Genomic DNA, 26,182 nt, shown 5'->3' on the forward strand with positions numbered 1-26,182 from the left:
GGGGTCTGCGACTCGGCGGTCATCCGCGCGGTCCCCGGTGGCCCAGGTCGGCCGAGACCTCGGCGGCGGCCACGGTGACCCAGGCGGCGAGCTGCTCCGTGCTGCGCCGGGCGAACATGTCGCGGGGGCCGCACAGCGAGACCGAGCCGACCACCTGCCCCATCGCGCCGAACACCGCCGCGGCGACGCTCGCCGCCCCGGACTGCCGCTCCCCCTCGCTCGTGGCGTAGCCGAGGGCGCGGATCCTGCCGATCTCCGCCCGCAGCGGCTCCGCCGAGGTGATCGTGGCGTCGGTGACGCCGTCGAGCCTGTGGTGCTCGATGTAGTCGGCCACCTCGGTGTCGGGCAGCGCGGCGAGGATCGCCTTCGAGGAGGACCCGGCGTGCAGCGCGTGGCGGGTGCCGAGCGCGACGGCCATGCGGATCTCGTGCTCGGCGAGGACCTGGTCGACATAGACCCGGGACCAGCCTTGGCGCAGCGAGAGCGTCGCGGTCTCCCCCGCGCGGTTGCTGAGCGCGACCAGATGCCGGTGGGCGACGGCCGGGACGTCGAGCTCGCGCAGGGCGGCGAGCCCGATGTCGAGGGCGCCGGGGCCCAGCCGGTAGACCTTGGTGTCCTCGTCGAAGCGCAGGAAGTCGCCGCCCACGAGCTCCCGCAGGATCCGGTACGCGACCGCCTTGGACAGGCCCGTTTCCCTGGCGATCCCCGACACGCCCTGGGGCTGCGCCGCGTCGGCGATGGTGCGCATCACCGCGAGCACCCGGGCGATGCCCGATCTCGGCGGCCCCTGCCCTTCCGCCAGTTCCTGCGGGAGGTCGAGGATATCCATACGGGCCTCTCAATGGGAAACGCTGATCCGCAGAGCGAAACAACAGACGTCGTCACATGGTCAAGGCAGGCCCTCCGTCAAGTCAAGTTCCCTTGCCGACCGGCTCAATCGTGACCATGGCGTTGCCACGCCGCGCGGACGGGTCCGCGGGGCGTACGCCCGCGGACGACCAGGGGCGGACGGAGTGCCGTCTTCGGGCCGATGCGCCGGAAAGGGCCCACGGGACAGCGTGGAGAGCGTTCTGAGTCGTTCTCCCGAGAGGTTCAGCCGTGCGGCGGAAATGGCGGACGGCGGCTTATGCCGTCCTGGCGGTCGAGGTGCTCGCGGTGCTGGTGTTCGCGGTCGCGTACCCGTCCCTCGACCACCACATCTACTGGCTCGGCGGGGGCGCGCTCACCGACGGGACCTCCCTCTACACCGAGCGGCACGCCGGGCTGTGGTTCACCAACACGCCCTTCATGGCGCTGCTCTTCGCGCCCGCGTCGGCACTGCCGCTCACCGTCGCGCGGGTGCTCTGGCAGCTCGGGTCCGTCGCGGCCCTCGCCTGGGCCTGCGTCTGCGCCCTCCGGCTCGCCGGACGCCCGCACTCCCGCGCCTCCCTCGCCGCGGCCGTCGCGCTCGGGCTGCTGCTGGAACCCGTGTGGCACACCCTGTTCCTCGGGCAGGTCAATCTCTTCCTGCTCGCCCTCGTCCTGGACGACGTGCGCCGCGTGGCCGAAGGGCGGTCCGCCGGGATCGGCGTCGGCATCGCGGCGGCCGTGAAGCTCACCCCGGGGATCTTCATCGTGCTGCTGTTCGCGGCCGGACGCGTCAGGGCGGCGGTGACGGCCGGCGCGGTCTTCCTGCTCTGCACGGGCGCCGCCTTCGCGTTCGCCCCCGAGGCCTCCAGGACGTATTGGACGGGGACCTTCCTCGACACCTCCCGGGTGGGTGTCCCCTACATCGGCAACCAGTCCCCGATCGGGGCCGCCGCCCGTGTCCTCGGCGGCGTCGCCGAGATCCCCGACGCCTACCGCCTCCTTCCCCTGGCCCTCGGCATCGCCGCCGTCGCCGTCGCCGCGGCCTGGGCCCGCCGGGGCGACTGGCTCGCCGCCGCGGCCGTCACCGGCGTGGCGGGCCTCCTCGTCTCCCCCCTCTCCTGGACCCACCACTGGGTCTGGGCCCTGCCCGCCCTTCTCGTCCTCGCCCGGAAGAGCCCGCGCGTGGCCGCCACGGCCGCGGTCCTCTTCCTCCTCGCACCCCCGTGGCTCACCCCCCACGACGGCGGCCCCGCCGAATACGGCCTCCATGGCCTCCTCACCGTCGCCGCCAACGCCTACCTGGCGGCCGCCCTGCTGTTCCTCGCGTACATGGCCGCCCAGGCGATCCGCACACCGGTGAGGGCCCGCACCGAACTTCCCACTCCAAAAACCGGACCAATCGCGCGAATTTAGCAGAGGCGACTTTTCTGCTTAATTCCTCAAAGCCCCTTTCACCCCGCCGCACCACCGCTAACTTCACCCCCATGCCGACATCGCACCATGAACCCCTCCATGACCTCTTCCGGAAGCGCCCGGAATTGGCCCTGGAAATGCTGAACCGCCTGTGCGGCGTGCATATTTCGCCGCACTCCAGAGCCCAGGTGGAATCCGCGGACTTCACCGGCGGACCGTCGGTCGGCTTCGTCCCGGACACCGTGATCACCGCCGGCCCGCCCCGGGCGCCCTACCACTGCGTCATCGTCGAGATCCAGCGGACCGCCGACGACCGAAGGCGGGCCGAACTCGCCCGCTACGCGGCCTCCCTCTGGCTCCGGATCAGCCGCCCCGTGCACGTCATGGTCCTCACCCCCGACGACAAGACGGCCCGCTACTACGCGACCCCCGTCCAGACCGACCTGCCCGGATACACCTTCCAGGCCCATCCCGTCGGCCCCTCGGCCATCCCGCTCATCACCGATCCGGCCGAAGCGGCCGTGCACCTCGAACTCGCCATGTTCAGCGTCCGCGCGCACGCGGAACAGCACCCGGAAACCCTCCGCGCCTTCCTCGAAGGTCTCGGGACTTTTCCTGCGGAGAAAAGGGCGGCTTATGCCGAATACTGCTGGAACATCTCCACAGATCCCGCCACCCGCGCGGCCATCGAGGCCTTCACGAAGAACACCGCGGAGCACCCTCTCCCCGCCGAGGCCCACGCCGCGCGCCGCACCGTGGTGCAGGACGCGGCGGCGCACTGACGCGGCACGCGACGTCGTCGCGCAGGCCGCGCCCACGTAAGGCGCGGCCTGCCCTGGGTCAGCGGAGGGTGGGCTGGAAGGTGTCGGACAGGGGGCAGTGGGTGCCTCGGTAGATGGTGGGCATGCAGCGGTTGCAGTGGATGCAGGTGGAGGTGGTGGCGGCGTCCTCGGCGAGGCGCAGCGGGAGGTCGGGCTCCTTGAGAAGGGCGCGGCCCATCGCGGCGAACTGGAAGCCCTCGGACATCGCGAGGTTCAGCGACGGCATGTCGGTGAGGCCGCCGAGGAGGATGAGCGGCATCGACAGCTCCGCGCGGAAGCGGCGGGCCATCGGCAGGAGGAACGCGGGCTCGTAGGGGTAGGCGTGCAGGAAGAAGCGGCCGAAGACGCGCAGGCCCGCCTTCACCGGCTGGCGGAACGAGTTCGCGAACTCCTTCACCGGCGCCTCGCCCCGGAAGAGGTACATCGGGTTGAGGAAGGAGCTTCCCGCGGTCAGCTCCAGGGCGTCGAGGTGGCCGTCGCCCTCCAGGAGGCGGGCGGCGGCCAGGCCGTCATCCTCGGTCATGCCGCCCGGCACCCCGTCGGCCATGTTGAGCTTGGCGAGCACGGCGATGCGGTCGCCGACCCGGGTCTTCACCGCCTCGGCGATGCCGCGCGCGACGCTCGCCCTGTTGGTGATCGAGCCGCCCCGGGCGTCCTTGCGCTTGTTCAGGCGCGGGGACAGGAACGAGCTGGCCAGGTAGTTGTGGCCGAAGTGCAGCTCGACGGCGTCGAAGCCGCAGTCGGCGGCGATCTCGGCGGCGTCGGCGTGCGCGCGGGTGACGCGGGCGAGGTCGTCCTCGCTCGCCTCCTGGATGAACTGGAACGACAGCGGGCTGAGCCGCCGGGACGCCGACAGCGCGGGCATCCGGTTCGAACGGGCGTCCGCGACGGGTCCGGCATGCCCGACCTGTGCCGAGATCTTGGCCCCTTCGGCGTGCACCGCCTCGGCGAGCCTGGTCAGCCCCTCGGCCGCCTCGGGACGCATGTGGATCTGCCGCCGCTCCGTCCTGCCTTCGGGAGCGACCGCGCAGTAGGCGACGGTCGTCATCGCGACGCCGCCCGCCGCGATCCGCCGGTGGAAGTCGATGAGTTCGTCGGACACCAGGGCCTTGGGGGTGCGGCCTTCGAAGGTCGCGGCCTTGATGATCCGGTTGCGGAGGGTGAGCGGGCCTAGCCGGGCGGGGGCGAAGACCTCGGGGACGTCGGACATGGGGGCGCTCCATCGGGGGGTGGGAACGGGGCGGTGAGCCCTGCGGCGACGAAGGCTGTGACGCTCGCCGCGGGCGGGGGCGGGCCATCGGCGCCACCGTAGGTGTGCAGCACGAGATCGCGGGCGAGCCGCCATCGCAGCGCGGCCTCCTCGGCCGGCAGCGCGGGGACGGCACGGACCAGCAGGACGGCCCACGGTTCGGGGAAGGACCATGCGGAATGCCAGGGCAACCTGTGCCCGGACGCGACGATCCGGGCGAGCAGCCGGGCCAGCCAGCGCCGCCCGGGGTCGTGGGCGAGCGCGGCGAGCGGTTCGACGAGCAGTGCGGCGAGCCGCTCCCCGCGCACCGGCGCGGCCGGGTACTCCAGCGCCCCGCCGCTGAGTGAGTGCGTGTCCGATCCGGCGAGGAGCCCGTCGAGTTCGGCGAGCCGGGCGTCCCACAGGTCGCCGAGGCCGCGCTCCAGCACTGCCGTGGCGAGGGCCTCCTTGGACCCGAAGTGGTAGTGCACGGCCGCCGGGTTCATGCCGGCCGCCTTGTTGACCGCGCGCACCGAGACCGCGTCGTAGCCCTGCTCGGCGAAGAGCTTCGCGGCCGCGTCGAGCAGCCGGTCCGGCGCGTCCGCGATCGTCATGCCCTTGAGCAGACCACGGCGCGCCGGAGGTGTCAATCACTGATTGAATCGGTGCTTGGTCAGTCGCGGAACTCCAGCAGGGGCACGCCGTACATCGCCGGGTTCGGCGGGCGCCGGATCTCCGGCCCGGCCACCTCCACGACCAGCAGCTCCGCGACGAACTGGACGGTCGCGCCGAGCAGGTGGCTCGTGTGCGCCTGCGCCGACCGCTCCTTCAGCCCGACCGAGACGTGCACGTGCGGGACGGCCCTGCCCTCCGCCGGGTCCCACGCGAGGCTCCCGCACCCGATCGCCTCGACGTTCGTCGCGTTCACCTTCGTCCAGACCGGCGCCATCGGGTCGGCGACCCGCTCGCACGTCCCGATGACGTCCACGGACGAGAACGCGCCGAGGAACATCGGGATGTAGCCCTGCCGCACCTCGTTGGCCTTGCAGAAGTCGGCCAGCGCGGTGAAGAAGTCCTCTCCCGGGTCGAAGACGACGCCGAACGTGCGGCCCCGTTTCAGCTCACTGCTGCGCATGCGCTTCCTCCAGGGAGACGGGCGGGTCGTCGGCGTCGGGCGCGGGCCCGCCGTGCGGCCGGTGCTCTCGGGCGACGGCCGGGAGCGGCCTGCCGGACCCGTGACCGGCCACGGCCTCCCCGGTGAAGGCCGCGGCGGCCGAGGCCAGCAGCGCGTCCCCGCCCGCGGGCGCGAGCAGGGTCAGCCCGTGCGGACGGCCCGCGGGCGTCATCCCGCCGGGCACCGCCACCCCGGCCAGGTCCAGGAGGTTGGCGAAGGTGCTGTAGTGGCCGAGGGTCTTGTTCCGGCCGATCGGGTCCTCGCGCATCTCCCGGTGCGTGAACGTGGTCGGGACGGTCGGCACGGCGAGCGCGTCGATCCGGTCCCACACCTCGCGGGTCGCGGCCCGCAACTCCTGGAGGCGGTGCGCGTCGGCGAAGGCGTCCGCGGCCGACATCGACGCCCCCGGCCGCAGGACCCGGCGCGTCACGGGATGGACGGCCTGCGGGTTGCGGGCGACGAACCCGCCTATCGCGGTGAGGCGCTCGGCCACCCACGCGCCTCCGTACAGGAGCCTCCCGGCCTGGAGGAACGGCGTGAAGTCGATCTGGACGAGGGTGTGCCCGAGGTCGCGCAGCCGGGCGAGCGCCTGGTCGAACGCGACGGCGGCGGCCCCGTCGCCGAAGAACTCCAGCCTGCGCGGCACCCCGATCCGCAGCGGCCCTGACGGGGCGAGGTCCCCGACCGGCAGGTCGCGCGACCACGGGTCGCCCGGCACCGGCCCGGCGATGGCCGCAAGGACCGTCCAGGCGTCGGCGACCGATCCGGCGAAGACGCTCGCGCAGTCGAGCGACGCGCACGCCGGGACCATGCCGAGGGTCGAGACCAGCCCGCGCGACGGCTTCAGCCCGACCGTCCCGGTGAACGCCGCGGGGACCCGGCCGGAACCCGCGGTGTCGGTGCCGAGCGCGAACGACACGAGGCCCGCGCCGACCGCGACGGCCGAGCCGGAGCTCGACCCGCCGGAGATGAGGCCGGGCACGAGCGGTGACTCGCACGCCCCGTACGGGCTGCGGGTCCCCGACAGCCCGGTCGCGAACTGGTCGAGGTTGGTCTTGCCGACGAGCAGCGCCCCCGCCGCGCGCAGCCGCGCCACGACGGGGGCCGACTCGTCCGGCGTGTAGGCGAACTCGGGGCACGCCGCCGTCGTCGGCAGCCCCCCGACGTCGATGTTGTCCTTGACCGCGTACGGGATCCCGTAAAGCGGCCCGTCCGGCAGGGCCGCCGCCTCGGCGAGCACCTCCGCGCGCGGCCGCAGCGTGATCCAGACGTGGTCGTCCCCCCGAGCGGCGATCCGGTCGTAGACGTCGTTCACGACGTCCTCCGGCCGGGCCGTCCCGGCGCCGTAGCGCCGGGACAGCTCCGCCACCGACAGCGAGCCGGTCATGTGCCTCCCAAGGCTTCGAGCAGGGCGGAGGAGGGCGCGTGCGCGCCGAAGACGCCGCCCTGCATGGTGATCATCTTCAGCGCGGCCTCGTAGTTGCCGACGTCCGTCGCGCCTGTGCAGTCCGACAGCAGCAGGCACTCGTATCCCCGGTCGTTGGCGTCGCGCATGGTCGTGTGCACGCACACGTCCGTGGTGATGCCGGTGAGGATGAGGTGCGTGATGCCGCGGGTCCGCAGCAGGAGATCCAGGTCCGTGGCATAGAAGGAGCCTTTGCCCGGCTTGTCGATGACGGGCTCGCCGGCGAGGGGCGCGACCTCCGGGACGATCTCCCAGCCGGGTTCGCCCCGGACGAGGATGCGCCCCTGCGGCCCCTCGTCGCCGATGCCCGCGCCGATGCCCTTGGACCGCCACAGCTTGTTCGGCGGGCAGTCCGCGAGGTCCGGCCGGTGCCCTTCCCTGGTGTGGATGACGGTGAAGCCGAGCGGCCGCACCGCGTCCAGCACCCGGGCCGTGGGCGCCAGGCCCGCGCGGGTGAGCTCCAGGTCGTAGCCCATCGTGTCGACGTAGCCGCCCTTGCCGCAGAAGTCGACCTGCCAGTCGATGCAGACGACCGCGGTCTTCTCCGGCGTGAACGTCCCGTCATAGGGCCAGGCGTAAGGCTGCGCCATCACTGGACCGTAACGAGCACTCATTTCGCCGCCGTAACGTCCGCGTCAGGTTCGAGTGCGGGCTCCGCATCGACGGCCTCCGCCTCGACGGGTGCGGGCTGCGGCGCGGACCTGCCGTCGAGGAAGGCGAAGAGCAGCAGGACGACCCCGGCGAGCAGGTAGCCGAGCGCGACCTGGCCGCTCGCGTTCCACTCGACCTTCTCGGCGTGCACCAGCCCGATGAAGGACAGCAACGCGCCCGCCGCCGCGTACCCGGCCGCCCAGACGAACTTCCGGTCGATGACGAACGCGACGATCGCGCCGAGCACGAGGCCCGCGAGGATCGCGCCGCCGCCGAGCAGCTTGAGGCCGCCGTACACGACGCCTGCGCCGCGCAGCGCGTCCTCACCCACCTCGCCGGCCGAGGTCCCGGCCGCCGCCAGCACGTTGTCCATCTGCCCGACCGCCCACGACGCGACGTTCGGGATGATCGCCATGACCACCGCGATCGCGTGCGCCTTCGGCACCTCCTGGAACGCCTGGGCGCCGATGAGCAGGCCGATGTAGAGCAGGATCGGCACGATCGCGGGCGTCGGCAGCAGCGCGCCGAGCAGGGCGAAGAACCCAAGGAAGCAGAACAGCGCGATGACGATGCCCGAGGCCAGTGAGTAGGACGTCCGGCCTCCGGCGGCCTTCCAGCCGGGGTGTCCGATGTACACCGCGGGCGGGAACGGCGAGCCGAGGCCCGCGCCGACGACGGCGCCGAGCCCGTCGGCGAACAGGACCGCGCGCAGGTTGTACTCGTCGCCCGCGACCGCCGCGCTCTCGACGTTGGTCATGCCCTCGGTGAAGTTGTAGATGCCGAGGGGGATGGCCGTCGCGAGCAGCGGCGAGACCTCCTTGAGGCCGTCGATCAGCAGGTCGATCTGGAGCGTCGGCAGGCCGATCGCGATGTCCTTCGCCGCGGCGGTGACGTCGGCGGGCTCCATGTACCCGCCGATCCAGCCGATGGCCGAGCCGACGAGCAGCGCGACGAGCCCGACGGGCAGGCCGAACGGCAGCTTCAGGTCGGTGAAGAAGCCGATGAGCAGGATGATGAGGACGGGCAGCGCGATCCACGCCGCGTCGAACATCTGGCCCGTCGGCCGCATCGAGATGAAGGCGATCGAGATGCCCGCCAGGGTGCCGAGCATCGCCGCCTGGGGCGTGTACTTCCTGATGTACGGGCCGACGAACGCGCCGAGGATGACGATGAGGCCGATGATGAACGACCAGGCCAGGCCCGCCGCCCACGCGGCGATCGGGTCCTTGGTGGCCAGGTAGATCGGCAGCATGATCACGAACGTCACGATGAACATGTGCGGGACGGACGGCCCGTAGGGCATCGCGCAGACGTCCGTGCGCCCTTCCTTGGCCGCCAGACGACGGGCGAGGAAGGTGTAGTAGACGTTCCCGATCAGCATCTGGATGCCCAGCGCCGGGAGAATCACCCCGTAGACGTCGCTTCCGGGGATGTTCACGACGCCCAGGCACAGTCCGGTCAGCACCAGGACGTTGACCATGACGTTGAAGCCGAGGCCGAAGAAGGCGTTCGTGTCCCCGCCGACCCAGAACGGGAGCTTGAACGCGGCGGGCTCGGGGGCCTGCTCGGGCTTGGTGCCGGTGCTCATCGCAGGGCCTCCAGGAAGGGCTTGGCGGGGGCGGTCCAGCCGAAGATGCCGCCCTGCGCGCAGATCATGGCGAGTCCGGCGTCCTGGAACTCCTGGAAGTAGGAGCCGACGCAGTCGGACAGGACGAGGCATTCGTAGCCCCGGTCGTTGGCCTCCCGGACCGTCGTGTGCACGCACACCTCGGTGGTCACACCCGTCACGACAAGGCTCGTGATGCCCTCGGCCGTCAGGAGGTCCTGGAGGCCGGTGGCGTAGAACGAGCCCTTGCCCGGTTTGTCGATGACGGTCTCGTCCGGGAGGGGCTTGAGTTCGTCGATGATGTCGTGGCCGTACTCGCCGCGGATGAGAATGCGGCCCTTCGGCCCTGGATCCCCGATGCGCAGGGACGGCTCCCCGCGGCCCAGCTTGGCCGGCGGGCAGTCCGAAAGATCAGGCAGATGCCCCTCTCTGGTGTGGATCACGAGCATGCCGGCGGCGCGGGCGGCGTCCAGGACCTCGCGCAGCGGCGGGATGACCCGGCGCAGCATCCCGACGTCGTTGCCGAGGGTCTCGCCGAAGCCGCCGGGCTCGACGAAGTCGCGCTGCATGTCGATGATCAGCAGTGCGGTGGTGGCGAGGTCGAACCGGAACGGATACGGCTCGGCCTCTACTGACGCGTTCATGGGCAGTTCCTCTCTCCCCCGAGGACCACTGATCGTCGATTGTCGACAATCACATGTCGGAGACAGGCACCGTCCGTTACGGCGGGGTTAAAGGGGAGCCGCAGGCCGGAAGCGGCCTTCAGCCCGCGTAGGTGCGCGCCCCGTGGGAGACCAGCGCGGCCAGCGCGAGGGCGGCGTCACCGCTCGCGATCGCCTCGTACAGCCGCCGGTGCCGCGCCACCCCTTCCTCCGGGGCGCGCAGCGCCTCGGCCTCCAGCCGCAGGTTGGCGGCCATGTGCAGCTGGAGCTTGAGGATCACCGGCTCGTAGGCCAGGAGGAGCTGGCGGTGCCCGGCGAGGGAGACCACCGCGAGGTGGAACCTGTGGTGCGCGTCGTTCTCGGCGAGCAGATCGCCCGCTCGCGCGGCCGCGTCCATGCTCTCCAGTGCCTCGGCGAGGTCGCCGAGCACCACCGGACCGGGCAGCGCGATCTCGACCGCGTACCTCTCCAGCACGTCGCGCAGCCCGAACAGCTCGTCGACGTCCCCGGCCGACAGTTCGGCCACCCGCACGCCCCGCCGGGGCAGATGCTCCACCAGGCCCTGCTGGCCGAGCAGCCGCAGCGCCTCGCGCAGCGGTGCCCGGCTGATCCCGAAGCGGGCCGTGAGCTGCTCCTCGATCAGGCGTTCGCCCGAGGCGAGCGCGCCGGAGAGGATGTCGGCCCTGACCCGCTCCATCACCAGCTCGACAAGGCTGGGCGGGTGAAGCGCGTCCATGCGGCCGACTCCCCTCATCGCTGCGCCGCCGCGCCCGGCGCGGCCTTGCGGTATCTCAGGAAGAGATGGTCTCCATCCTGCCTTACCGCCGCGAGCGTCATCCCTTCGTCCAGCGCCGGACCCCGGACGATCCGGGGTGCGGCCCCGCCGACGAGGCGCGGCGAGAGCGTGAGGCACAGCTCGTCGAGCAGGCCCGCGGCGGCGATCCCGCCGAGGATCGTCGGGCCGCCCTCGCACAGCAGCTTCGTCAGACCGAGGCCGTGCAGCGCGTCGACGGCCGCCGTGAGATCGACCGACTCCTCCCCCGCGACGATCACCTCGGCGTGCTCGCGCGCCTCGGCCAGCCGCGGCGCCCCGGCCACGGTGAGCAGGATCGTCCTGCACTCGAACAGGGGTGAGGCGAAGTCGAGATCGAGCGAGCGCGACACGATCGCCAGCGGGACCGAGGCCGGCCCGTACCCTTCGGCGCGGACGGTCTCGGCCCCGACGACGATCGCGTCGGCGAACCCGCGCAGCGCCTGGAACAGCAGCCGGTCGGTCTCGTTGCCGAGCCCTCCCGACAGGCCCTCGCGCGTCGCCGCGCCGTCCGCGCTGGCGATCATGTTGGCGCGCAGCCAGGGCCCGTCGGGGTGGGCGTAGTCGGTGAGCAGCTCGGGTGGAAGATCACGCATCCCGCCAGGGTCTCAGATCGCGCCGATGTGCCCGTCGACGAGGTCGGCGATCCTCTTCGGGCGGACCACCGGCGCCCAGTGGCCCGCCTTGAGGGGCACCTTGGTGATCCGGGACGCGAAGGGCAGGGCCGAGGCGGCGAGCGCGGGCGTCACGAAGGCGTCGTACTCGGGGACGATCAGCTGCACCGGGACGTCCGTGCGCCGCTCCCGGGGCCGCCGCATGCGGGGCAGGATGTTCGCCCGGTAGAGCTGCACGCCGTACTCACCGTCCAGGGCGACCGTCGGGCCGAAGTGCGGCTCGCGCATCCCCTCGAAGAGCGCGACGACCCTGGGGGCGAACCCCGTCCGCCAGGCGAGGACCGGCAGGACGGGCAGGTGGAAGAACGCGATGTACCAGGAGTGCAGCGTCTGCCTCAGGCCCTTGGCCGTCCCCGCGAACGCCCGGCTCCAGCGGCCCGCGTGGTCCAGGCACGGGCCGGAGATCGAGGTGTAGGAGGCGAACAGCTCAGGCATGGTCGTCACCGCCTCCCAGCCCTGGATCGACCCCCAGTCGTGGCCGACGAGGTGCACGGGGGCGTCCGGGCTGACCTCCTTCACCACCGCGCGCATGTCGTTCATGAGGTGGACGAACCGGTAGGCCTCCCGCCCCCGCGGACGGCCGGACGCGCCCGCGCCGCGCACGTCGTAGGTGACGACCCGGTACCGCTCGGCGAGGTGTGCGGCGACCCCGTCCCAGACGGTGTGGGTGTCGGGATAGCCGTGCACGAGGAGGACCGTCGGACCCTCGGGATCACCCTGGACCTGGACCGCCAGGTCGACGCCGTCACCGTGGACGATTTTGTTGGACATATTGCCAATTAGAGGGCCACGCACCTGGTGGGTCAAGTCGGCGACACCAGACCTCGCCGGTACACTGGAAGAGATTTACACGACCATGACGAAAGAGGCTCAACACATGTCCGCTGGTGGTTCGCACGCTGGAGAGGCCAAGTCCTGGGTCGTCGTGGCCGTGGCCCTCGTCGGCTCCATCGTCGCCGGTGTCGGCCTGCCCCTGGGCAGCTGGGCGATGTTCGCCGCAGGCTTCGTCGTCCTGGCCGTGGCCGGCGTCCTCGGAGTCGTCTTCCGGATCATGGCCGACGTCGTCGTCGCCGTCCCGCCGAAGCTCTGATGTAGCGATGTTCCACCGTCGTTCCCTCGACGAGGAGATCGCCTTCCGGCAGGCCAAACGGCCCCCGCTGGCCGAAGGCAAGTACTTCGAGCACGGGCCGGCGAAGTTCATCTTCATCAGCCTGATCACGATCACCCTTGTGGCGCACCTCGTCGCCCTGGTGCTGCTGAAGTTCTCCTGATCTCGTTGAGGGGAAGGCCCGCGCTCATCACGACCGTGCTCGCTCTGGCGGGCACGGTCCTCGCCGTCCCCGCGCCCGCCGCGGCGGCCGCCAAGTGCGCGCAGGACACCTGGCGCCTGACGAAGGCCGACCTGACCGTCCGGCAGTCCGCCACCAAGCTGCGGATCATCGGCGGCAAGGGCGCCACCCTCACCCTCGGCGGCGGCAAGGCGGTCTTCCGCTACGCGGGCTCGGCCCGCCTCACCGAGACCGGCACCTCCGGCGGCGCCCCCGTCACGGGCTGGCTCCTGTACCGCGGCACGCTGCGCATGAAGGCGAAGTTCTCCACGACCCGCCTCACCGGCACCGTCTCCACCGCCGCCGGGAACGCCACCCTCAAGCTCCGCCAGACCTCCCCCCTCAACCTGGACCCGTCCCCCCGGGACCTCGCCTCCCTCCTCAAGACCGACGAGTTCACCGGCGTCCCCCACAACGCCAAACTCACCTGCACCTCCACCACCCTCAAGCTCAGCCAGAACACCACCTCCTCCTCCGGCACCTTCAAGGGCACCTGGACCTACCGCCGCGCCTGACGCCCCGCGCCCCACTCAGCGAGCAGTGCAACGGCCCTCCCCCCGGCGGCGCGCAGTCCTCCACCCCCGCCCGGGACTTACGCGCCCACCCACCGATCTGGACGGCCCCCTGCAACCCGACCGACCCGGCATTTTGCCCGGGGTGGTGGCTCCTGGTCAGGTCGCGACGAAGGCCGCGGGCCAGCGCGGGCGCCGCCGCGGCCCGCCGCCCGTCGGCGCGCCCTGATATGCAGGCGCCCGCACCAGGCGGCGGCCGATGGCGTCGAGGCGTTCGGGCTCAGCTTGTCGGGGCGGTCGAGACGGCCGGGGTCGGGCGGGTGGGTGGTCGACGGCGGAGGAGGAGTTCTGCGGTGAGGAGGTTGGGGATCCAGGAGAGGAACGGGACGAGGGTGTAGGCGCGTTCGAAGAGGGCGTCTTCGGGGACGCCCGTGGCGGCGAGGATCGGCATGAGGAGGAGCACCCACAGGCGCAGGGTGACACCGGCGTAGGTGAGGGAGAACAGGCGGATCGCCCAGGCGCGGTGTGCCGCCGCGTCTCCGCGCCGGATCGCGCGGTAGGCGAGGACGGCGCAGGCCGTCCACAGCAGGGCGAGCGAGCCGAATCCGACGGTGCCGACCGCTCCCTCGAAGGAGAACGGCGCGAGGAGCAGGCCCGCGATCCCGCCGACGACGATCGCGGCGAGCATCACCCGACCGACCGCGCGGTGCAGGCGCGGCGCTCTCCCACGCACGCGCGCCGCGAACTGGAGCGGGCCGAGGAGCAGCGCGGCTCCTCCGCAGACCGCGTGGACGAGCAGCACGGCGCGCACCCAGGCGGGCTTGGCCGCGTAGTGCGCGGCGAGCCCGACGTCGTCGCGGGCGAGCTGCTCCAGCGAAGCGGTCAGATACGGCAAGGGCGCGTACACCGCGATCGCCGCGGCGGTCAGCGCGAACCACCACCAACCTGCGGTACGTGCCCGACTGACGGGCGGCTGCGTCGTCTTCATGGCGGCACCGTAGAAAACCGCGCGACGCCCGCGCCTCCCTCACGTGAGGGATATGCGTCCCGCCGGCGTCGACATCGCCCCAGAGGACTCCCCAAGCACGCGACGACCCCGCATGCACCCGTCCGAATCCGCGACCGCCGCCGCTTCCTCGCCCGCGATTCCCCGCTCGCGGGAGTTCGTCCCTCTGCCGCAACGGCGCCTCCCTCACGTGAGTGATGCGGCGGCCCGGTCGCCGGTGCAGGATGCGGCTATGCGCATACCGAACGCGGTCGGGCTAGGCGTGGCGACGTTCGCCGTCGTCGTCGGCATCCTCACCCCGGCCGAGCCTCCGTACCGGGAACCTGACGCCCTGGGCTGGGTGCTGTTCGCGTTCTCCGTGCTCGCCCTCGGGTTCCTGCGGACCTCGCCGATCGCCGCGCTCGCCGCCACCTGCGCGGTTCTCGTCGCGAACGCCGCCGCGCACTTCCCGGCGACCTTCGTGCACTGGCCGCTCTGGATCGCGCTGTGCGCCTGCTTCTCCCGCTACGACGAGCCACGGCGGCGCGCCGCCTCGGTGGGCGTGTTCCTGCTGGGGCTCGCGGGGTTCCTCGCCTTCGACCGGGCGCCCGGCGAGACGCTCTCGGGCATCGCCGTCGGCTTCCTCATCGCCACGGTCGGGGGCGACGCGCTGCGCAGCCGCCGCGCCTACGCCGCGGAGGCCGAGGCCAGGCTGCTGCTGGAGGAGCGCTCCCGGCTCGCCCGCGAACTGCACGACGCGCTCGGCCACGCCGTCACGGTGATGGTCATGCAGGCGTCGGTCGGGCGCAAGGTGTTCCCGAGCGATCCCGCCTTCGGCCGTGAGGCGCTGCGGCACATCGAGACCCTCGGCCGCGGGGCGCTGGAGGAACTCGACCAGGTCCTGCGCGCCCTGGACGGCCGTGCGACCAGCCCACCGGATCTGTCGGCCCTGGCCGAGCGGGTGCGGGCCGCCGGGCGGGAACTGGATCTCGACGTCGACCTCGGCGGCGCCGCGCTCGGCGCGCAGACCGCGCGGGCGCTGCACCGGATCGTCCAGGAGGCGGTCACGAACGCGCTGCGGCACTCGGAGTCCGGCCGGATCCGGATCGGTCTCGCCCGCGGCGACGGCCGGGTGCGACTCGACGTCGTCAACGAGGGCACCGGGTTCGCCGATCCCGAGCCGGGCCGCGGCATGGCCGGGATGCGGCGCCGGGCGGCCGAGGCGGGCGGGGAGTTCCACGCGTGCGCCACGCCGGAGGGTTTCACCGTCCGCGTCGTCCTTCCGGAGGCGGCATGATCCGCGTCTTCCTCGCCGACGACGATCCGCTCGTCCGCAGCACGCTCCGCGCCCTGCTCGCCGCAGAACCCGACATCACGGTCGTCGGAGAGGCAGCCAACGCGCACCACGCGATCGAGGGCGTCCGGGCGACGAGGCCCGACGTGGTGCTGATGGACGTGCGCATGCCGGGTCGCGACGGAGTGCAGGCGACCCGCGAGATCCTCGCGCAGCCCGCGCCGCATCCCCGCGTCCTCGTCCTCACGACCTTCGATCTCGACGAGATCGTGGACGGGGCGATCTCCGCCGGCGCCGACGGGTTCCTCCTGAAACGCGCCACCCCCGAGGAGATCGTCGCCGCGGTGCGCTCGGTCGCCCGCGGCGACGCGGTCCTCTCGCCCCAGGTCACCCGCCGTCTGCTGCGTGACCTCGCCGCCCGCCCCAGGCCCGCGCCTCTCCCGGTGCCCCTCACCGAACGGGAGTCGGCGGTCCTGCGCGAACTCGCCCGCGGCCTGTCGAACCCCGAAATCGCCGACGCCCTGGGCGTCTCCCTGGAAACAGTGAAAACCCACATCAAGTCGGTCCTACTCAAGATCGGCGCCCGCGACCGCACCCAAGCCACCGCCTGGGCCTACCGCACAGGCTTCCCAGGCCTCCACTGACCCAGACGAGCCCCCGCCACCCACACGAGCGGCTCGTCGAAAACGAAGGAAAGGAGGCCCGTCGACGAGAACGAGAACAGGCAGGTCGGGTATCCGCACGCTCGCCGAGGCCTTCGTCAGCCGCCCGGGCCTGACGCATACTCGGCGAGCCCAGCCAGGCCGTGTCGCCGGGGCACGGGCGTGCCCGGCCAGCCGCGTCGCAGCCGCTGTGAGCCGTCCGCTCAACCCGACCGTGGCTGCTGGCCTGCTCGGCCAGCCGAGCGAGCACGCATCGCGGGCGCTGCGAGCCGTCCGCTCAACCCCACCGCAGGCACGGCCTCATCGGCCCGGCCGAACCGACCGCGTCACGGGTGCTGCGAGCCATCCTGGGCCCCCTCGCGCGGCCACCGTTGGCCAGGCCGTGGCCATCCCGTTTCGTGGGCAGGAGCGCTGTGGGCGGCAGGCGCTGGGGAGCCGGGCGGAGCCACGAACGGATGTGCGGGCGTGGGACGGTCGGTCTCGACGGCCGCACGGCCGACGCTGCCGCCCCGCGGCGGCCCCGGGGTGCCGCGGGCAGGCGGCCGCTCGGCCGAGCCCGCCCGGACTCGGGCCGAGAGGGCCGGTGGGGTCAGAGGCGGACCAGGGAGAGGGCTTCGAGGAGGGTGTCCACGACGGGGGCGCCGGTGGATTCCAGGTCGATGCGGCGTTGCATGCCGCCGGTGTAGAGGACGGCTTGGGCGCCGATGTGGGCGGCGGCGAGGGCATCGTCGGCTGCGTCGCCGATCACGGTGAGGTCGGCGGGGGCGACGCCGAGGGCCGCGGCGTGCCGGGCCAGGTGTTCGGCCTTCCCGCCGCCGGGCGGGCCGGTGAGGCCGTCGACGCGGGTGAAGTGGCCGGTGATGCCGAAGCCCGCGACGAGCGAGGTGAGCTGGTCGTGCCCGGCCATCGACAGGATCGACTGGCCGGCGCCCCTGCCGGTGACGAAGTCGAGGGCCGCGCGTGCGTCGGCCGTGAGAGGCGCCTTCGACATGAGCTGCTCGTAGCTGACGTGGAAGGCGCCGTCCATCCGCTCCCACTCGCCCTCGCGCAGCGGGCGGCCGAGGAGCCGCTCGTAGGTCACCCAAATCGGCCGCGTGTAGGCCGCGTGGATCTCCGCCGCGGAGACTCCCTCGGCCTCCGTCCCCAGGAACGCCGCGGCGCTCGCGTCGAGCACGATGTCGCGGTCGTCGAAGAGTGTTCCGTTCCAATCCCACACGATGTGACGCACCGCAGCATTCTAGGCACTGCCGAAACGTGCCCGCTTCACCTTTATGACCTGCGGAAACCATGACCTGCGGAAACCATGACTTGCGGGAGCCATGACTTGCGGGAGCCATGACTTGCGGGAACGCCGACGGGCGGCGCCCCCGTCTCCGGAGGCCGCCGCCCGTCGGCGTGCGAGCTGCGCGATCAGGCGTTCTTGATCGCCGAGACCTCGAACTCCAGGTTGATCTTCTCGCTGACCAGCACGCCGCCGGTCTCCAGCGCGGCGTTGAAGTTCACGCCGAAGTCGCTGCGGTTGATCGTGGTCGAGCCCTCGAAGCCGATCCGCTGGTTGCCGAACGGGTCCTTGGCCGCGCCGTGGTAGTCGAAGTCGACCGTGACGGACTTGGTGACGCCCTTGATCGTGAGGTCGCCGGTGACGCGGAACACGTCGTCCTTCACCTGCTCCACCGAGGTGGACTTGAAGGTGATCTCCGGGTGGGCCTCGACCTCGAGGAAGTCGTTGGTCTTCAGGTGGCCGTCGCGCTGCGCGTTGCGGGTGTCGATGCTGCCGGTGGCGATGGTCAGCTCGACGGAGGAGGCGGCCGGGTCCGAGCCGTTGACCTGGGCGGTGCCGGAGAACTCGTTGAACGCGCCGCGGACCTTGGTGACCATGGCGTGGCGGGCGGAGAAACCGATCCGGGTGTGGGCCGGGTCGAGGGTGTAGGTACCGGTGAGCTCGGAGAGGTCGGACATCGTTGGCTCCTCTTGTCGTCGTTCAGACTCGGAAGAAGTTGAACTTTCAACCCCGAGCATACGCAGTTTTGGTGACATGTCAAGTAAACTGGGTGCCATGACTCGATGGCTTTCCGACCAGGAGCAACGCGCTTGGCGCGGTCTCATGGACATGCACGCCGAACTCTGGGCGTCGGTCGCGCGCGACCTCCAGACCCGCTCCGGGCTCTCCCAGGGCGACTACGCGATCCTGGCGAGCCTGAGCGAGGCCCCCGACCACCGCCAGCGCGTCACCGAGCTCGCCCGCGCCATCCAGTGGGAGCGCAGCCGGCTCTCTCATCAGCTGTCGCGGATGGAGAAGCGCGGGCTCATCGTGCGCGCCGAATGCCCCGAAGACGCGCGCGGCGCCTTCGCCGAGATCACCCCGCAAGGGCTTGCCGTGATCACCGCCGCCGCGCCCGAGCATGTGGAGAGCGTCCGGCGGCACCTGTTCGACGCCCTCACGCCCGAGCAGGTCGAGGCGCTCGCCGGAGTCTCCGAAGCCGTGCTGGCCGGACTGCGTCAGTCCTCCTCGGCCGGAATGAACGGCAGCACCTGAGTCTCCACCGACCCCTGCCGCCGCACCCCGTGCTCCAGCGCGGCCAGCGCGTGCTTCATCGCGCCGTTCTCGCGCAGGAGCTGGTCATTGTCGGCGCGCAGCGCCGCCACCCTGCGGCGGGTGCGCCACAGCACCGCGACGGCGCCGACGAGGATCCCCGCGGCCAGAGCACCCAACGCGGGCATCCACAGCGCTCCCGCACCGGCGACGATCAGCAGCACCACGGTGCCCACCGCCTTGCCGTTGCGCTCCGTCCAATCCCACGCCTTGTCCACGCTCTTGGGAATCCGCACCCGCACCTGGCCTCCAGTCTCTTGCCGACTCAAGGAAAAACGGCGGAGGCGATCCGGGGTGTTCCCGCATGGCACAGCTGACGGGAATCTCACATTCGATCGGCGGGCGCCGTCCCCCTGCGTCGGCATGCCCCAGCTGGGATCCTATCCAGAATGATCTTGAAAAGTACTACGATCGTCCGATGAGCACTCCCCACCGCCCGAGCTCCCGTGTTCTCCTCGTCGACGAGCAAGACCGTCTGCTCCTGTTCCTGGACGGCCTGAAGGACAAGTTCTGGATCACTCCCGGCGGCGGGATCGACCCCGGGGAGACCGTCGCGGAGGCGGCCCTTCGCGAGCTGCGCGAGGAGACCGGGCTCGTCATCGAGCCGACGGCCCTCGGCCCCGTCGTCGCGAGCACCTCTGGCTACTACCATTCCGAATGGGACGGTGTGATCCGCTCGGCCACGGACACCTACTTCTTCGTGCGGACCGCCCATTTCACCCCCGACACCAGCGGGTTCACCGACTACGAGCGCGAGACCGTCGACGAGCACCGCTGGTGGACGCCCGCCGAGATCGCCGACGCGCCCCCGAGCGTGGTGCCGTGGGGGCTCGCCGGGCTGCTCCCCGATCTCCTCGCCGGCCGGATCCCCGCCGAGCCCGTCGCGCTGCCGTGGCACCACCCGGGCGTCACCCCGTGACCCGCCGCTGAAATAACCCGCAGCCCGCCGGGGTTGGCGTGGACATGAGCACCGACTCTGCCGAGCGCTACGCCGACTTCGCGACCATCCGACGGCTCCTGTGGGAATCGCGGACCTGGGCCTTCGTCGGCCTCGGCGACAACCCCCACCGGAGCGTCTACGACCAGGCCCGGCTGCTCCAGGAACGCGGAAAGCGGATCTTCCCGGTGCATCCGACGGCCGAGAAGGTCCTCGGCGAGAACGTCCTCCGCTCCCTCGACGACGTGCCGGAGCCCATCGACGTCGTCGGCGTCTACCGGCGCACGGCCGACGCGGGCGCCGTCGTCGACGAGGCCATCCGGGTCGGCGCCAAGGCGGTATGGCTCCCCCTGGACGTGATCGACGAGGCCGCCGCCGCGCGCGCCGCCTCAGCGGGCCTCGACGTCGTGATGAACCGTTGCCCCGCCGTCGAGTGGAGCGTCCGCCACCGCCGCCCCGCCTGACGCCCCGGCATCAACGACGAACCGGAACGGCTCGGGGAGAGCCGGCGGGTTCAGGTGGGGTCTTCGCTGCCTGTGGGGTTGAGGGCCAGCCAGCCGTGCAGGACCATGTGGAGTTCCAGGCGCTGGGTGGGGTGGTAGATCTCGTCGCCCAGGAGGCCTTCGAGCTGGCGGACGCGGTAGCGGATGGTCTGGGCGTGCATGTGGAGGCGCTGGGCGACCTCGGTGGCGTTGAAGCCGGATTCCAGGCAGGCCAGGAGCGTCTCGGCGAGGACGCGGCGCTGGCGGGGCCGGAGTTCCAGGAGGGGGCCGAGGCGGCGTTCGGCGACCCGGGCGACGAGGTCGGCGTGCGGGACGATGAACAGCGTCGGCAGGTGCTCCTCGGCGATGACGAGTTCGCCGGGCAGCCTGCCGCGCCGGGCCAGGTCGAGCGCCCGGTTCGCCCATTCCTGCGAGCGCGCCGCCTCGGCGAGCGGCACCGCGGGGCCGAGCGCGGCGAACCAGCCGCGCAGGCCGTGCTCCAGCATGCGGCGCCGGCCCGGGCCGTCGGGGTCGGGCACGAGAAGGCACGGTTCGGCGAGGTGCAGCCCGACGAGCACCTCTGACGGGAGCGCGGGCCTGCGGGCGGGTTCGGCGTCCCGTTCGTGCACCGCGACGACCGCGACGGTCTGCGGAAGGGTCCAGCCCGTCTTGGCGGCGAGTTCCCGCACCTCCTTGAAGGCCCGCTCGCCGCCTTGCAGGAGCAGTTCCAGCATTCTGCGGCGGCGTCCCTGGAACTCGCCCACCTCGCGGGCCCCCGCCTCGGCGTGCCCCGCGGCGACGGCCTCGGCGAGGATGTCGATGTAGACGAGGACGGAGTTGGTGAGCTGGCCGACGACGGCCCCCGGCATGTCCTCGCCGCGTTCGGTGTTGCGGCGCGTGATGTAGTCGATGGTCGCGCGGGTGCCGATGCGGGCCGCGCTCTGCCAGGACTCCATGCTGCGCGCCTCGCGGGCCTCGCCGACGCCGAGCGCCCGGAAGAAGGCGATGGTGTCGCCGGAGTCCAGGTCGGGGTCCGTGAGCATGTCGAACCAGTGCGCGATGGCGTACTCGACCGCGGTGCGCACGACGCCCGCGTAGCGCGGGTCGTGCGGCCTGACGTAGTCGGGAATGGCCTTCTCGATCTCCGCGACGCCCTCGTCGGCGATGGCCGCCACCTCGGGCCGGTAGGTCGCGACGAGGCGGGCGAAGGTCTCCTTGTGGGCGTCGTAGTCCAACACCCCCTGGAGCAGCCCCACGCGTCACGTCTCCTCTCGGCCCGGGAAAGAGCAAAGTTACTCCGCGTTGCGCATGGGTTTCAACCGGCGTACGGGGAAATGTCGGGCGGACCGGGCCGGGGAAGAGACGCCTGGAACGATCCGATCGGGAAAACACGTGTGAACAGGGTGACCTGTGGTGAGGACGTCAGCAAGGGTGGAGGCGGTCACGTCGCGGAAGGGGTGGCCGCCTCCCGCCCCTTACATCGCCGTAACAAACGGCCGGTAAATGCAACGGAACCGAGATTCGAACGGTTCTTCTCCACCGGGGTCGTCGGGCTTAAGATCACGGTAAGCGGTCAGCAGCAGGTCATCGGCCTGTTCCCACCCTCTCGCCACACCGCCTCCCCATTTTGGCATGCCTTGACGAGAGGTGTCCCTTCTGTGCCGATCCTGAGTGTCGTCGTGCCCTTTCACAATGTGGCCGAATACCTTGATTCCTGCCTTTCCTCACTCGCCGCCCAGACCGTTACGGATCTGGAAGTGATAATGGTCGACGACGGCTCCACCGACGACGGGGCGCGCATCGCCGAGTCGTGGACGGTACGGGATGAACGTTTCCATCTGATCCGGCGCGAGCCCGGCGGACCCGGCGCCGCGCGCAACACCGGGGTGGCCCGCGCGCGGGGCGCGTTCCTCGCCTTCGCCGACGGCGACGACATCGTGCCGCCGGACGCCTACGACCTGATGCTGCGCACGCTGGAGCGCACCGGATCCGACCTGGTCTCCGGCGGGGTCCAGCGGATCGGCTCGTTCGGCACGAAGCCGTCGCACCTGCACGGCCGCGCGATCCTCGCCGAGCGGCTCAGCACCCACATCACCAGGACGCCGAGCCTCCTGTACGACGTCACCATGTGGAACAAGGTGATCCGCCGGAGCCTGTGGGACGAGCACGCGCTCTCCTTCCCCGAGGGCTGCCTGTACGAGGACATCCAGCTGGCCGTGCGGCTGCACTGCCTGGCGCGCCGCGTCGACGTGATCACCGAGCCGATCTACCTGTGGCGGGAGCGGTCGGGCGGGAACCCGTCGATCACCCAGAAGCGCGACGCGCCGGAGAACCTGCGCGACAGGATCGCGGCGCTGCTGGACATCGACGCGTTCCTCACCGCGCACGCGCCGCGCAGGCTGCGCCGCGCGCACCACGACAAGGCCCTCACCAACGACCTGCCCCTGTACTTCAAGGAACTGCACAGGGTCGACGACGACTACCGCGCGCTGTTCCTGGAGAAGGTGAACGCCTACCTCGATCGGGTCCCGCGCCGCGCCTACCGCGCGCTGCCCTCAGGCGAGAAGCTGCGCTTCCACCTGGTCCGCAACGGCCGGATGGACGAGCTGCTCGACCTGCTCGCCTGGCAGCGGGCCGCCAAGCCGGGCGCGCTGCCCGTGGTGCGCGAACGCCTTCGCCTTTACGCCGACCTCCCCTTCCGCGACGACAGGTCGATCCCGGCCCGCGTCTTCCGGCTCACCGCGGCCGAGACCCGCCCCGTGACGCGCGTCGACGAGGTGGCGTGGAGCGACGGCAGGCTGCGCCTGGCGGGGCGCGCCTACGTGCCGTACCGCGACCTGGACGACCGGCGGCACACGAGCAAGTTCCTCGTGCTGCGCTCGCCCGGCAGACTGCCGCGCGTGGTGCGGATGCGCAGCGAGCTGCACGCCGAGGCCACCGCCCGCTCCGGGCAGGACCGCTATGTCTACGACTGGTCGGGGTTCTCCTGCGCGGTGAACCCGGTCCGGCTGAAGGGCGATTGGCGCGCGCACGTGATCGTGCGGGGCCACGGCCTGGTGCGCTCGGCGCCGCTGACGGTGCCCGTGCGGGGCCGCCCGCAGCGCCCGCCGTACGCCGAGCTGGGCCGGGACGTCCGGATGGTGACGCGGTGGTCCGGCGACCAGCTGTGCCTCTCGGTGCAACCGCTGAGGGTCATCGCCACGGGCTTCCGCCTCGACGGCGACGAACTTGAGCTGACGAGCCGCCTCTCCGACCCGGTGGAGTCGGCGGAGCTGCTGGTCAAGCGCGGCGCGACCGCGCACGAGCTGCCCGCGGCCGTCGTGGCCGGGGTCTGCTCGGCGCGGATCCCGCTCGACCTGCTCGTCGACACCGACAGCGCCGACGACTACGCCTCCTGGGAGACGTACCTGCGCCTCGACGGCGGCGAGCCGATCCGGATCGCCGCGACCGAGCTGCTGCCGGAGGAGCGGTTCACCCACCGGCTCCGCGAGGTCGCGGTGCTGCACACCCGCGACGGCAACCTCTCGATCGCCGAGCGGACGTTCCGGCCCGTCATCGAGACCGAGGAGTGGACGCCGGACGGCGTGCTGGTGCTGCGCGGCTCCTACCGCGGCCCAGGCCCGCTGGAGGCCGTGCTGCGTCGGCGCGGCACCGGCGATCTGCACACCTTCCCGCTGGTGCAGGACGGCATCCGCTTCGAGGTCAGGCTGGCGCTTCGCGAGGCCGAGGCGTTCGGACGCCGCGCCCCGCTGCTCGACGGCACGTGGGACATCACCGTGCGCGAGGAGGCCCCGCACGAGGACCGCCTCATCTACACCAAGTTCGACCACGCGCACCTGCCTAACCTCGCCGAGAAGCCCGTGGTGCTCGAAGGCAAGCGGCTGCGGTTCCTGTGCTCGCAGTTCGACACGCCCGTCATCGAGGTCGAGGCCGACTCGCGCCCCGACGAGCGCGGCGCCTACGCCCAGCGGCAGCTCCAGGAGCGGTACTACCCGCTGCACCGAGGCCTGCGCATGCGCGACCAGCTCGTGTTCGTGAGCTGGAAGGGCAAGCAGTGCTCGGACAACCCGAGGGCGATCGCCGACGAGCTGCGCCGGCGCGGCGACGACCGGGAGCACATCTGGGTGGTGCGCGACACCGCCCTGGAGGCGCCGCCCGGCGCTACCGTGGTGCGGCAGTGGAGCCGTGACTACTACCGGGCGCTCGCCCGCTCCAGGTACGTCATCGCCAACGACGACATGCCCGGCTCCTACGTCAAGCGCGACGGCCAGACCTACCTGCAGACCTGGCACGGCACCCCGCTGAAGAAGATCGGCTTCGACATCGGGCAGGTGCGGTTCGCCAGCGGCAACGCCTACCTGGAGCATCTGGAGAAGGACGTCGCCAAGTGGGACGTCATGCTCTCGCCGAACCCCTTCAGCACACCGATCCTGCGGGACGCGTTCCGGTTCACCGGCGAGATGCTGGAGACCGGGTATCCGCGCAACGACCTGCTGCACTCCCCCGCGGCGCCGCTCACGGCCGCGCGGGTGCGCCAGCGGCTGGGCATCGCCCCGGACAAGAAGGTGGTGCTGTACGCGCCGACGTGGCGGGACGACCAGTTCTACGGCGGCGGACGCTACAGGTTCGACCAGCGCCTCGACCTGCTGCGGGCCCGCAAGGAGATGGGCGAGGACCACGTGTTCCTCGTGCGCGGACACCACCTGATCGCCGACGACCTGTACGACCCCTCTTACGGCGACTTCGTGATCAACGTCAGCGCCTACCCCGACATCACCGACCTCTACCTGATCAGTGACGTGCTCATCACCGACTACTCCTCGGCGATGTTCGACTTCGCGGGCACCGGCAGGCCGATGCTGTTCTTCACCTACGACCTGGAGACCTACCGCGACACGCTGCGGGGCTTCTACTTCGACTTCGAGAAGCGCGCCCCCGGGCCGCTGCTCATGACGTCGGACGAGGTGCTGGACGCGCTCGGGGACCTGCCGTCGGTGGAGGCCCGGCACGCGGACGCCTACCAGCGGTTCGCGGCCGACTTCCACCCCGTCGGCTCGGCGCCCGCCGCGAGTCTGGTGGCCGACCGGCTGTGCTGAGACGCGTTCCGGGGCCGCGGCAGGCGCGGCCCCGGAACCGCGCTGCGCAGCGCGCAGGCGATCTGGAACGGCAGCGAGCCGAGGTAGACGCACACGATGTCGAGGATGAGCGGGCTGCCGTATCCCGGCGGGCGGCTGTGCAGGGAGAGCACCAGCAGCGCGAGGTAGGCGGCCCCGGCGAGCCAGCCGCCACGCCCCCAGCCCGAGCCGGAGGCACACCGCCACAGGGCCGCGGCGACCGCCCACAAGTAGCAGACCGAGGGCAGGAACACCAGCAGCGCCGTCTGCCCGAGCATGTCCCGGCCCCACAGGCCCCACAGGAACGGCGCCCCGAACACTGTCGCCAGTACCGCCACGGACAGCGCCGACGTCACGGCCGCGCCCACGAGAAGTCTCCGCACCCCTCAGAGGGAAGCCGCGACCCCCGACCCCGTCCACCCGCAACGCGGAGTCTTTACCGGGGGCTGCCCTTCTTCGGCCCGGGAACGCGATGTTGCGATCCTCTGCGGTCCCGGAGGGCCTTCGCCGCAGGGGCGCGCCTCTCGGCCTTCAACCCAGGAACTCGATGAACTCCTCCAGGGAGATGAGGCCGTCGTCGTCGGTGTCGGCCTTGCCGAAGATGGAGTCGCTCTCCTCGAGGCTGATCGGGGTGCCGTTGCGCTCGTACAGGCGCGCCAGCTCCTCTCGCGAGATCTGGCCGTCGCCGTTGGTGTCCACGACGGGGAACAGCTCCCGCGCCTGAGTCTCGGTCATCTCGTTCTTTCCTTCCACCGCACACCCCCGATGCCGGGGCCCGGCGTGTTCGCGGGGCCCGTTTTCCGATCCTGCGCCGAACATTAGCGCTCCCCGCGCAACCCCGCTTTTCCGCTTGTGGATAACTTCTTCCGCCGGTCTCCCAGCCCCCTGAGGCCTTAGCGCGCCGACATCATCGGAAGGGGG

29 protein-coding genes are annotated in these 26,182 nt (G+C 71.7%); 11 read left to right on the forward strand and 18 right to left on the reverse strand.

Features of this window, described 5'->3' with window-relative positions; genetic code table 11:
* Window positions 1-19 precede the first annotated feature (19 nt).
* Window positions 20-829 carry an IclR family transcriptional regulator gene (locus ACYVOM_RS20395; RefSeq protein WP_460305012.1) on the reverse strand — a complete coding sequence of 270 codons (810 nt, stop codon included), beginning with the start codon at window positions 827-829 and terminating at the stop codon, window positions 20-22.
* 269 nt (window positions 830-1,098) lie between these two features.
* On the opposite strand from ACYVOM_RS20395, the gene ACYVOM_RS20400 reads away from it, so the two are divergent.
* The gene (locus tag ACYVOM_RS20400) at window positions 1,099-2,262 is read left to right on the forward strand and encodes a glycosyltransferase 87 family protein (RefSeq protein ID WP_460305013.1); all 1,164 of its coding nucleotides are present in this window, start codon (window positions 1,099-1,101) and stop codon (window positions 2,260-2,262) included.
* A gap of 188 nt (window positions 2,263-2,450) precedes the next feature.
* Window positions 2,451-3,044, forward strand: coding sequence for a hypothetical protein (locus tag ACYVOM_RS20405; protein WP_460305014.1), 594 nt, complete (start codon window positions 2,451-2,453; stop codon window positions 3,042-3,044).
* 58 nt (window positions 3,045-3,102) lie between these two features.
* Here ACYVOM_RS20405 and ACYVOM_RS20410 read toward each other — a convergent pair whose 3' ends face one another.
* From ACYVOM_RS20410 to ACYVOM_RS20455, 10 genes are all read right to left on the reverse strand, one after another.
* Window positions 3,103-4,293 (reverse strand): NADH:flavin oxidoreductase, encoded by a 1,191-nt coding sequence (locus ACYVOM_RS20410; protein ID WP_460305015.1) that lies wholly within the window; start codon window positions 4,291-4,293, stop codon window positions 3,103-3,105.
* On the reverse strand, window positions 4,254-4,925 hold the full coding sequence (locus ACYVOM_RS20415) for a TetR/AcrR family transcriptional regulator (RefSeq protein WP_460305016.1): 672 nt from the start codon (window positions 4,923-4,925) through the stop codon (window positions 4,254-4,256). Before ACYVOM_RS20415 ends, ACYVOM_RS20410 begins: the two co-directional genes overlap by 40 nt.
* A 59-nt stretch (window positions 4,926-4,984) precedes the next feature.
* A complete protein-coding gene (locus tag ACYVOM_RS20420; protein ID WP_460305017.1) occupies window positions 4,985-5,446 on the reverse strand; it encodes a PPC domain-containing DNA-binding protein in 462 nt (153 codons plus the stop codon).
* The gene (gene atzF / locus ACYVOM_RS20425; RefSeq protein WP_460305018.1) at window positions 5,433-6,872 is read right to left on the reverse strand and encodes an allophanate hydrolase; all 1,440 of its coding nucleotides are present in this window, start codon (window positions 6,870-6,872) and stop codon (window positions 5,433-5,435) included. The genes ACYVOM_RS20420 and atzF overlap by 14 nt, the downstream gene beginning before the upstream one ends.
* Window positions 6,869-7,540: a biuret amidohydrolase gene (gene biuH / locus ACYVOM_RS20430; RefSeq protein ID WP_460305019.1), complete on the reverse strand. Its 672-nt coding sequence runs from the start codon at window positions 7,538-7,540 to the stop codon at window positions 6,869-6,871. The genes atzF and biuH overlap by 4 nt, the downstream gene beginning before the upstream one ends.
* A gap of 20 nt (window positions 7,541-7,560) precedes the next feature.
* Entirely contained in the window at window positions 7,561-9,189 is a 1,629-nt protein-coding gene (locus tag ACYVOM_RS20435) for a SulP family inorganic anion transporter (RefSeq protein WP_460305020.1), read from the reverse strand.
* Window positions 9,186-9,851 carry a cysteine hydrolase family protein gene (locus ACYVOM_RS20440; protein ID WP_460305021.1) on the reverse strand — a complete coding sequence of 222 codons (666 nt, stop codon included), beginning with the start codon at window positions 9,849-9,851 and terminating at the stop codon, window positions 9,186-9,188. Before ACYVOM_RS20440 ends, ACYVOM_RS20435 begins: the two co-directional genes overlap by 4 nt.
* A gap of 118 nt (window positions 9,852-9,969) precedes the next feature.
* Entirely contained in the window at window positions 9,970-10,605 is a 636-nt protein-coding gene (locus ACYVOM_RS20445) for a GntR family transcriptional regulator (protein ID WP_460305022.1), read from the reverse strand.
* Between the two features lie 14 nt (window positions 10,606-10,619).
* The gene (locus tag ACYVOM_RS20450; protein ID WP_460305023.1) at window positions 10,620-11,276 is read right to left on the reverse strand and encodes a dihydrofolate reductase family protein; all 657 of its coding nucleotides are present in this window, start codon (window positions 11,274-11,276) and stop codon (window positions 10,620-10,622) included.
* A gap of 12 nt (window positions 11,277-11,288) precedes the next feature.
* A complete protein-coding gene (locus tag ACYVOM_RS20455) occupies window positions 11,289-12,125 on the reverse strand; it encodes an alpha/beta fold hydrolase (RefSeq protein WP_460305024.1) in 837 nt (278 codons plus the stop codon).
* 106 nt (window positions 12,126-12,231) lie between these two features.
* On the opposite strand from ACYVOM_RS20455, the gene ACYVOM_RS20460 reads away from it, so the two are divergent.
* From ACYVOM_RS20460 to ACYVOM_RS20470, 3 genes are read left to right on the forward strand one after another with little or no spacing between them, the layout of a single operon-like run.
* Window positions 12,232-12,444 (forward strand): HGxxPAAW family protein, encoded by a 213-nt coding sequence (locus ACYVOM_RS20460; protein ID WP_460305025.1) that lies wholly within the window; start codon window positions 12,232-12,234, stop codon window positions 12,442-12,444.
* Between the two features lie 7 nt (window positions 12,445-12,451).
* On the forward strand, window positions 12,452-12,625 hold the full coding sequence (locus ACYVOM_RS20465; protein ID WP_460305026.1) for a hypothetical protein: 174 nt from the start codon (window positions 12,452-12,454) through the stop codon (window positions 12,623-12,625).
* Between the two features lie 5 nt (window positions 12,626-12,630).
* Complete coding sequence (locus ACYVOM_RS20470) at window positions 12,631-13,197, forward strand: hypothetical protein (protein WP_460305027.1); 567 nt, start codon at window positions 12,631-12,633, stop codon at window positions 13,195-13,197.
* Window positions 13,198-13,474: 277 nt separating this feature from the next.
* Here ACYVOM_RS20470 and ACYVOM_RS20475 read toward each other — a convergent pair whose 3' ends face one another.
* Window positions 13,475-14,182, reverse strand: a complete 708-nt coding sequence (locus ACYVOM_RS20475; protein ID WP_460305028.1) for a DUF2306 domain-containing protein — start codon at window positions 14,180-14,182, stop codon at window positions 13,475-13,477.
* Window positions 14,183-14,432: 250 nt separating this feature from the next.
* On the opposite strand from ACYVOM_RS20475, the gene ACYVOM_RS20480 reads away from it, so the two are divergent.
* Window positions 14,433-15,476: a sensor histidine kinase gene (locus ACYVOM_RS20480; protein ID WP_460305029.1), complete on the forward strand. Its 1,044-nt coding sequence runs from the start codon at window positions 14,433-14,435 to the stop codon at window positions 15,474-15,476.
* Entirely contained in the window at window positions 15,473-16,117 is a 645-nt protein-coding gene (locus tag ACYVOM_RS20485; protein WP_460305030.1) for a response regulator, read from the forward strand. The genes ACYVOM_RS20480 and ACYVOM_RS20485 overlap by 4 nt, the downstream gene beginning before the upstream one ends.
* Window positions 16,118-16,724: 607 nt before the next feature.
* Here the strand turns inward: ACYVOM_RS20485 and ACYVOM_RS20490 are convergent.
* Window positions 16,725-17,363 carry an HAD family hydrolase gene (locus ACYVOM_RS20490; RefSeq protein ID WP_460305031.1) on the reverse strand — a complete coding sequence of 213 codons (639 nt, stop codon included), beginning with the start codon at window positions 17,361-17,363 and terminating at the stop codon, window positions 16,725-16,727.
* A gap of 182 nt (window positions 17,364-17,545) precedes the next feature.
* On the reverse strand, window positions 17,546-18,094 hold the full coding sequence (locus ACYVOM_RS20495; RefSeq protein ID WP_460305032.1) for a YceI family protein: 549 nt from the start codon (window positions 18,092-18,094) through the stop codon (window positions 17,546-17,548).
* Between the two features lie 97 nt (window positions 18,095-18,191).
* On the opposite strand from ACYVOM_RS20495, the gene ACYVOM_RS20500 reads away from it, so the two are divergent.
* The gene (locus tag ACYVOM_RS20500; protein WP_460305033.1) at window positions 18,192-18,671 is read left to right on the forward strand and encodes a MarR family winged helix-turn-helix transcriptional regulator; all 480 of its coding nucleotides are present in this window, start codon (window positions 18,192-18,194) and stop codon (window positions 18,669-18,671) included.
* Here ACYVOM_RS20500 and ACYVOM_RS20505 read toward each other — a convergent pair.
* Window positions 18,635-18,970 carry a hypothetical protein gene (locus ACYVOM_RS20505; protein WP_460305034.1) on the reverse strand — a complete coding sequence of 112 codons (336 nt, stop codon included), beginning with the start codon at window positions 18,968-18,970 and terminating at the stop codon, window positions 18,635-18,637. The genes ACYVOM_RS20500 and ACYVOM_RS20505 overlap by 37 nt on opposite strands.
* Before the next feature lie 176 nt (window positions 18,971-19,146).
* On the opposite strand from ACYVOM_RS20505, the gene ACYVOM_RS20510 reads away from it, so the two are divergent.
* Both ACYVOM_RS20510 and ACYVOM_RS20515 read left to right on the forward strand, forming a co-directional pair.
* On the forward strand, window positions 19,147-19,647 hold the full coding sequence (locus ACYVOM_RS20510; protein ID WP_460305035.1) for an NUDIX hydrolase: 501 nt from the start codon (window positions 19,147-19,149) through the stop codon (window positions 19,645-19,647).
* Window positions 19,648-19,691: 44 nt separating this feature from the next.
* Window positions 19,692-20,129 (forward strand): CoA-binding protein, encoded by a 438-nt coding sequence (locus ACYVOM_RS20515; RefSeq protein ID WP_460305036.1) that lies wholly within the window; start codon window positions 19,692-19,694, stop codon window positions 20,127-20,129.
* Between the two features lie 50 nt (window positions 20,130-20,179).
* On the opposite strand, the gene ACYVOM_RS20520 is transcribed toward ACYVOM_RS20515, so the two are convergent.
* A complete protein-coding gene (locus ACYVOM_RS20520; RefSeq protein WP_460305037.1) occupies window positions 20,180-21,403 on the reverse strand; it encodes a PucR family transcriptional regulator in 1,224 nt (407 codons plus the stop codon).
* A gap of 78 nt (window positions 21,404-21,481) precedes the next feature.
* Between ACYVOM_RS20520 and ACYVOM_RS20525 the strand changes: the two genes are divergently transcribed.
* Entirely contained in the window at window positions 21,482-25,243 is a 3,762-nt protein-coding gene (locus ACYVOM_RS20525; RefSeq protein ID WP_460305038.1) for a bifunctional glycosyltransferase/CDP-glycerol:glycerophosphate glycerophosphotransferase, read from the forward strand.
* On the opposite strand, the gene ACYVOM_RS20530 is transcribed toward ACYVOM_RS20525, so the two are convergent.
* Together ACYVOM_RS20530 and ACYVOM_RS20535 are read right to left on the reverse strand one after the other, a co-directional pair.
* Window positions 25,165-25,644 (reverse strand): hypothetical protein, encoded by a 480-nt coding sequence (locus ACYVOM_RS20530; protein WP_460305039.1) that lies wholly within the window; start codon window positions 25,642-25,644, stop codon window positions 25,165-25,167. The two genes, ACYVOM_RS20525 and ACYVOM_RS20530, sit on opposite strands and share 79 nt — an antisense overlap.
* A 148-nt stretch (window positions 25,645-25,792) precedes the next feature.
* Window positions 25,793-25,996, reverse strand: coding sequence for an EF-hand domain-containing protein (locus ACYVOM_RS20535; RefSeq protein ID WP_460305040.1), 204 nt, complete (start codon window positions 25,994-25,996; stop codon window positions 25,793-25,795).
* Between the last annotated feature and the right edge of the window lie 186 nt (window positions 25,997-26,182).

This window comes from Actinocorallia aurea (genome assembly GCF_054783995.1).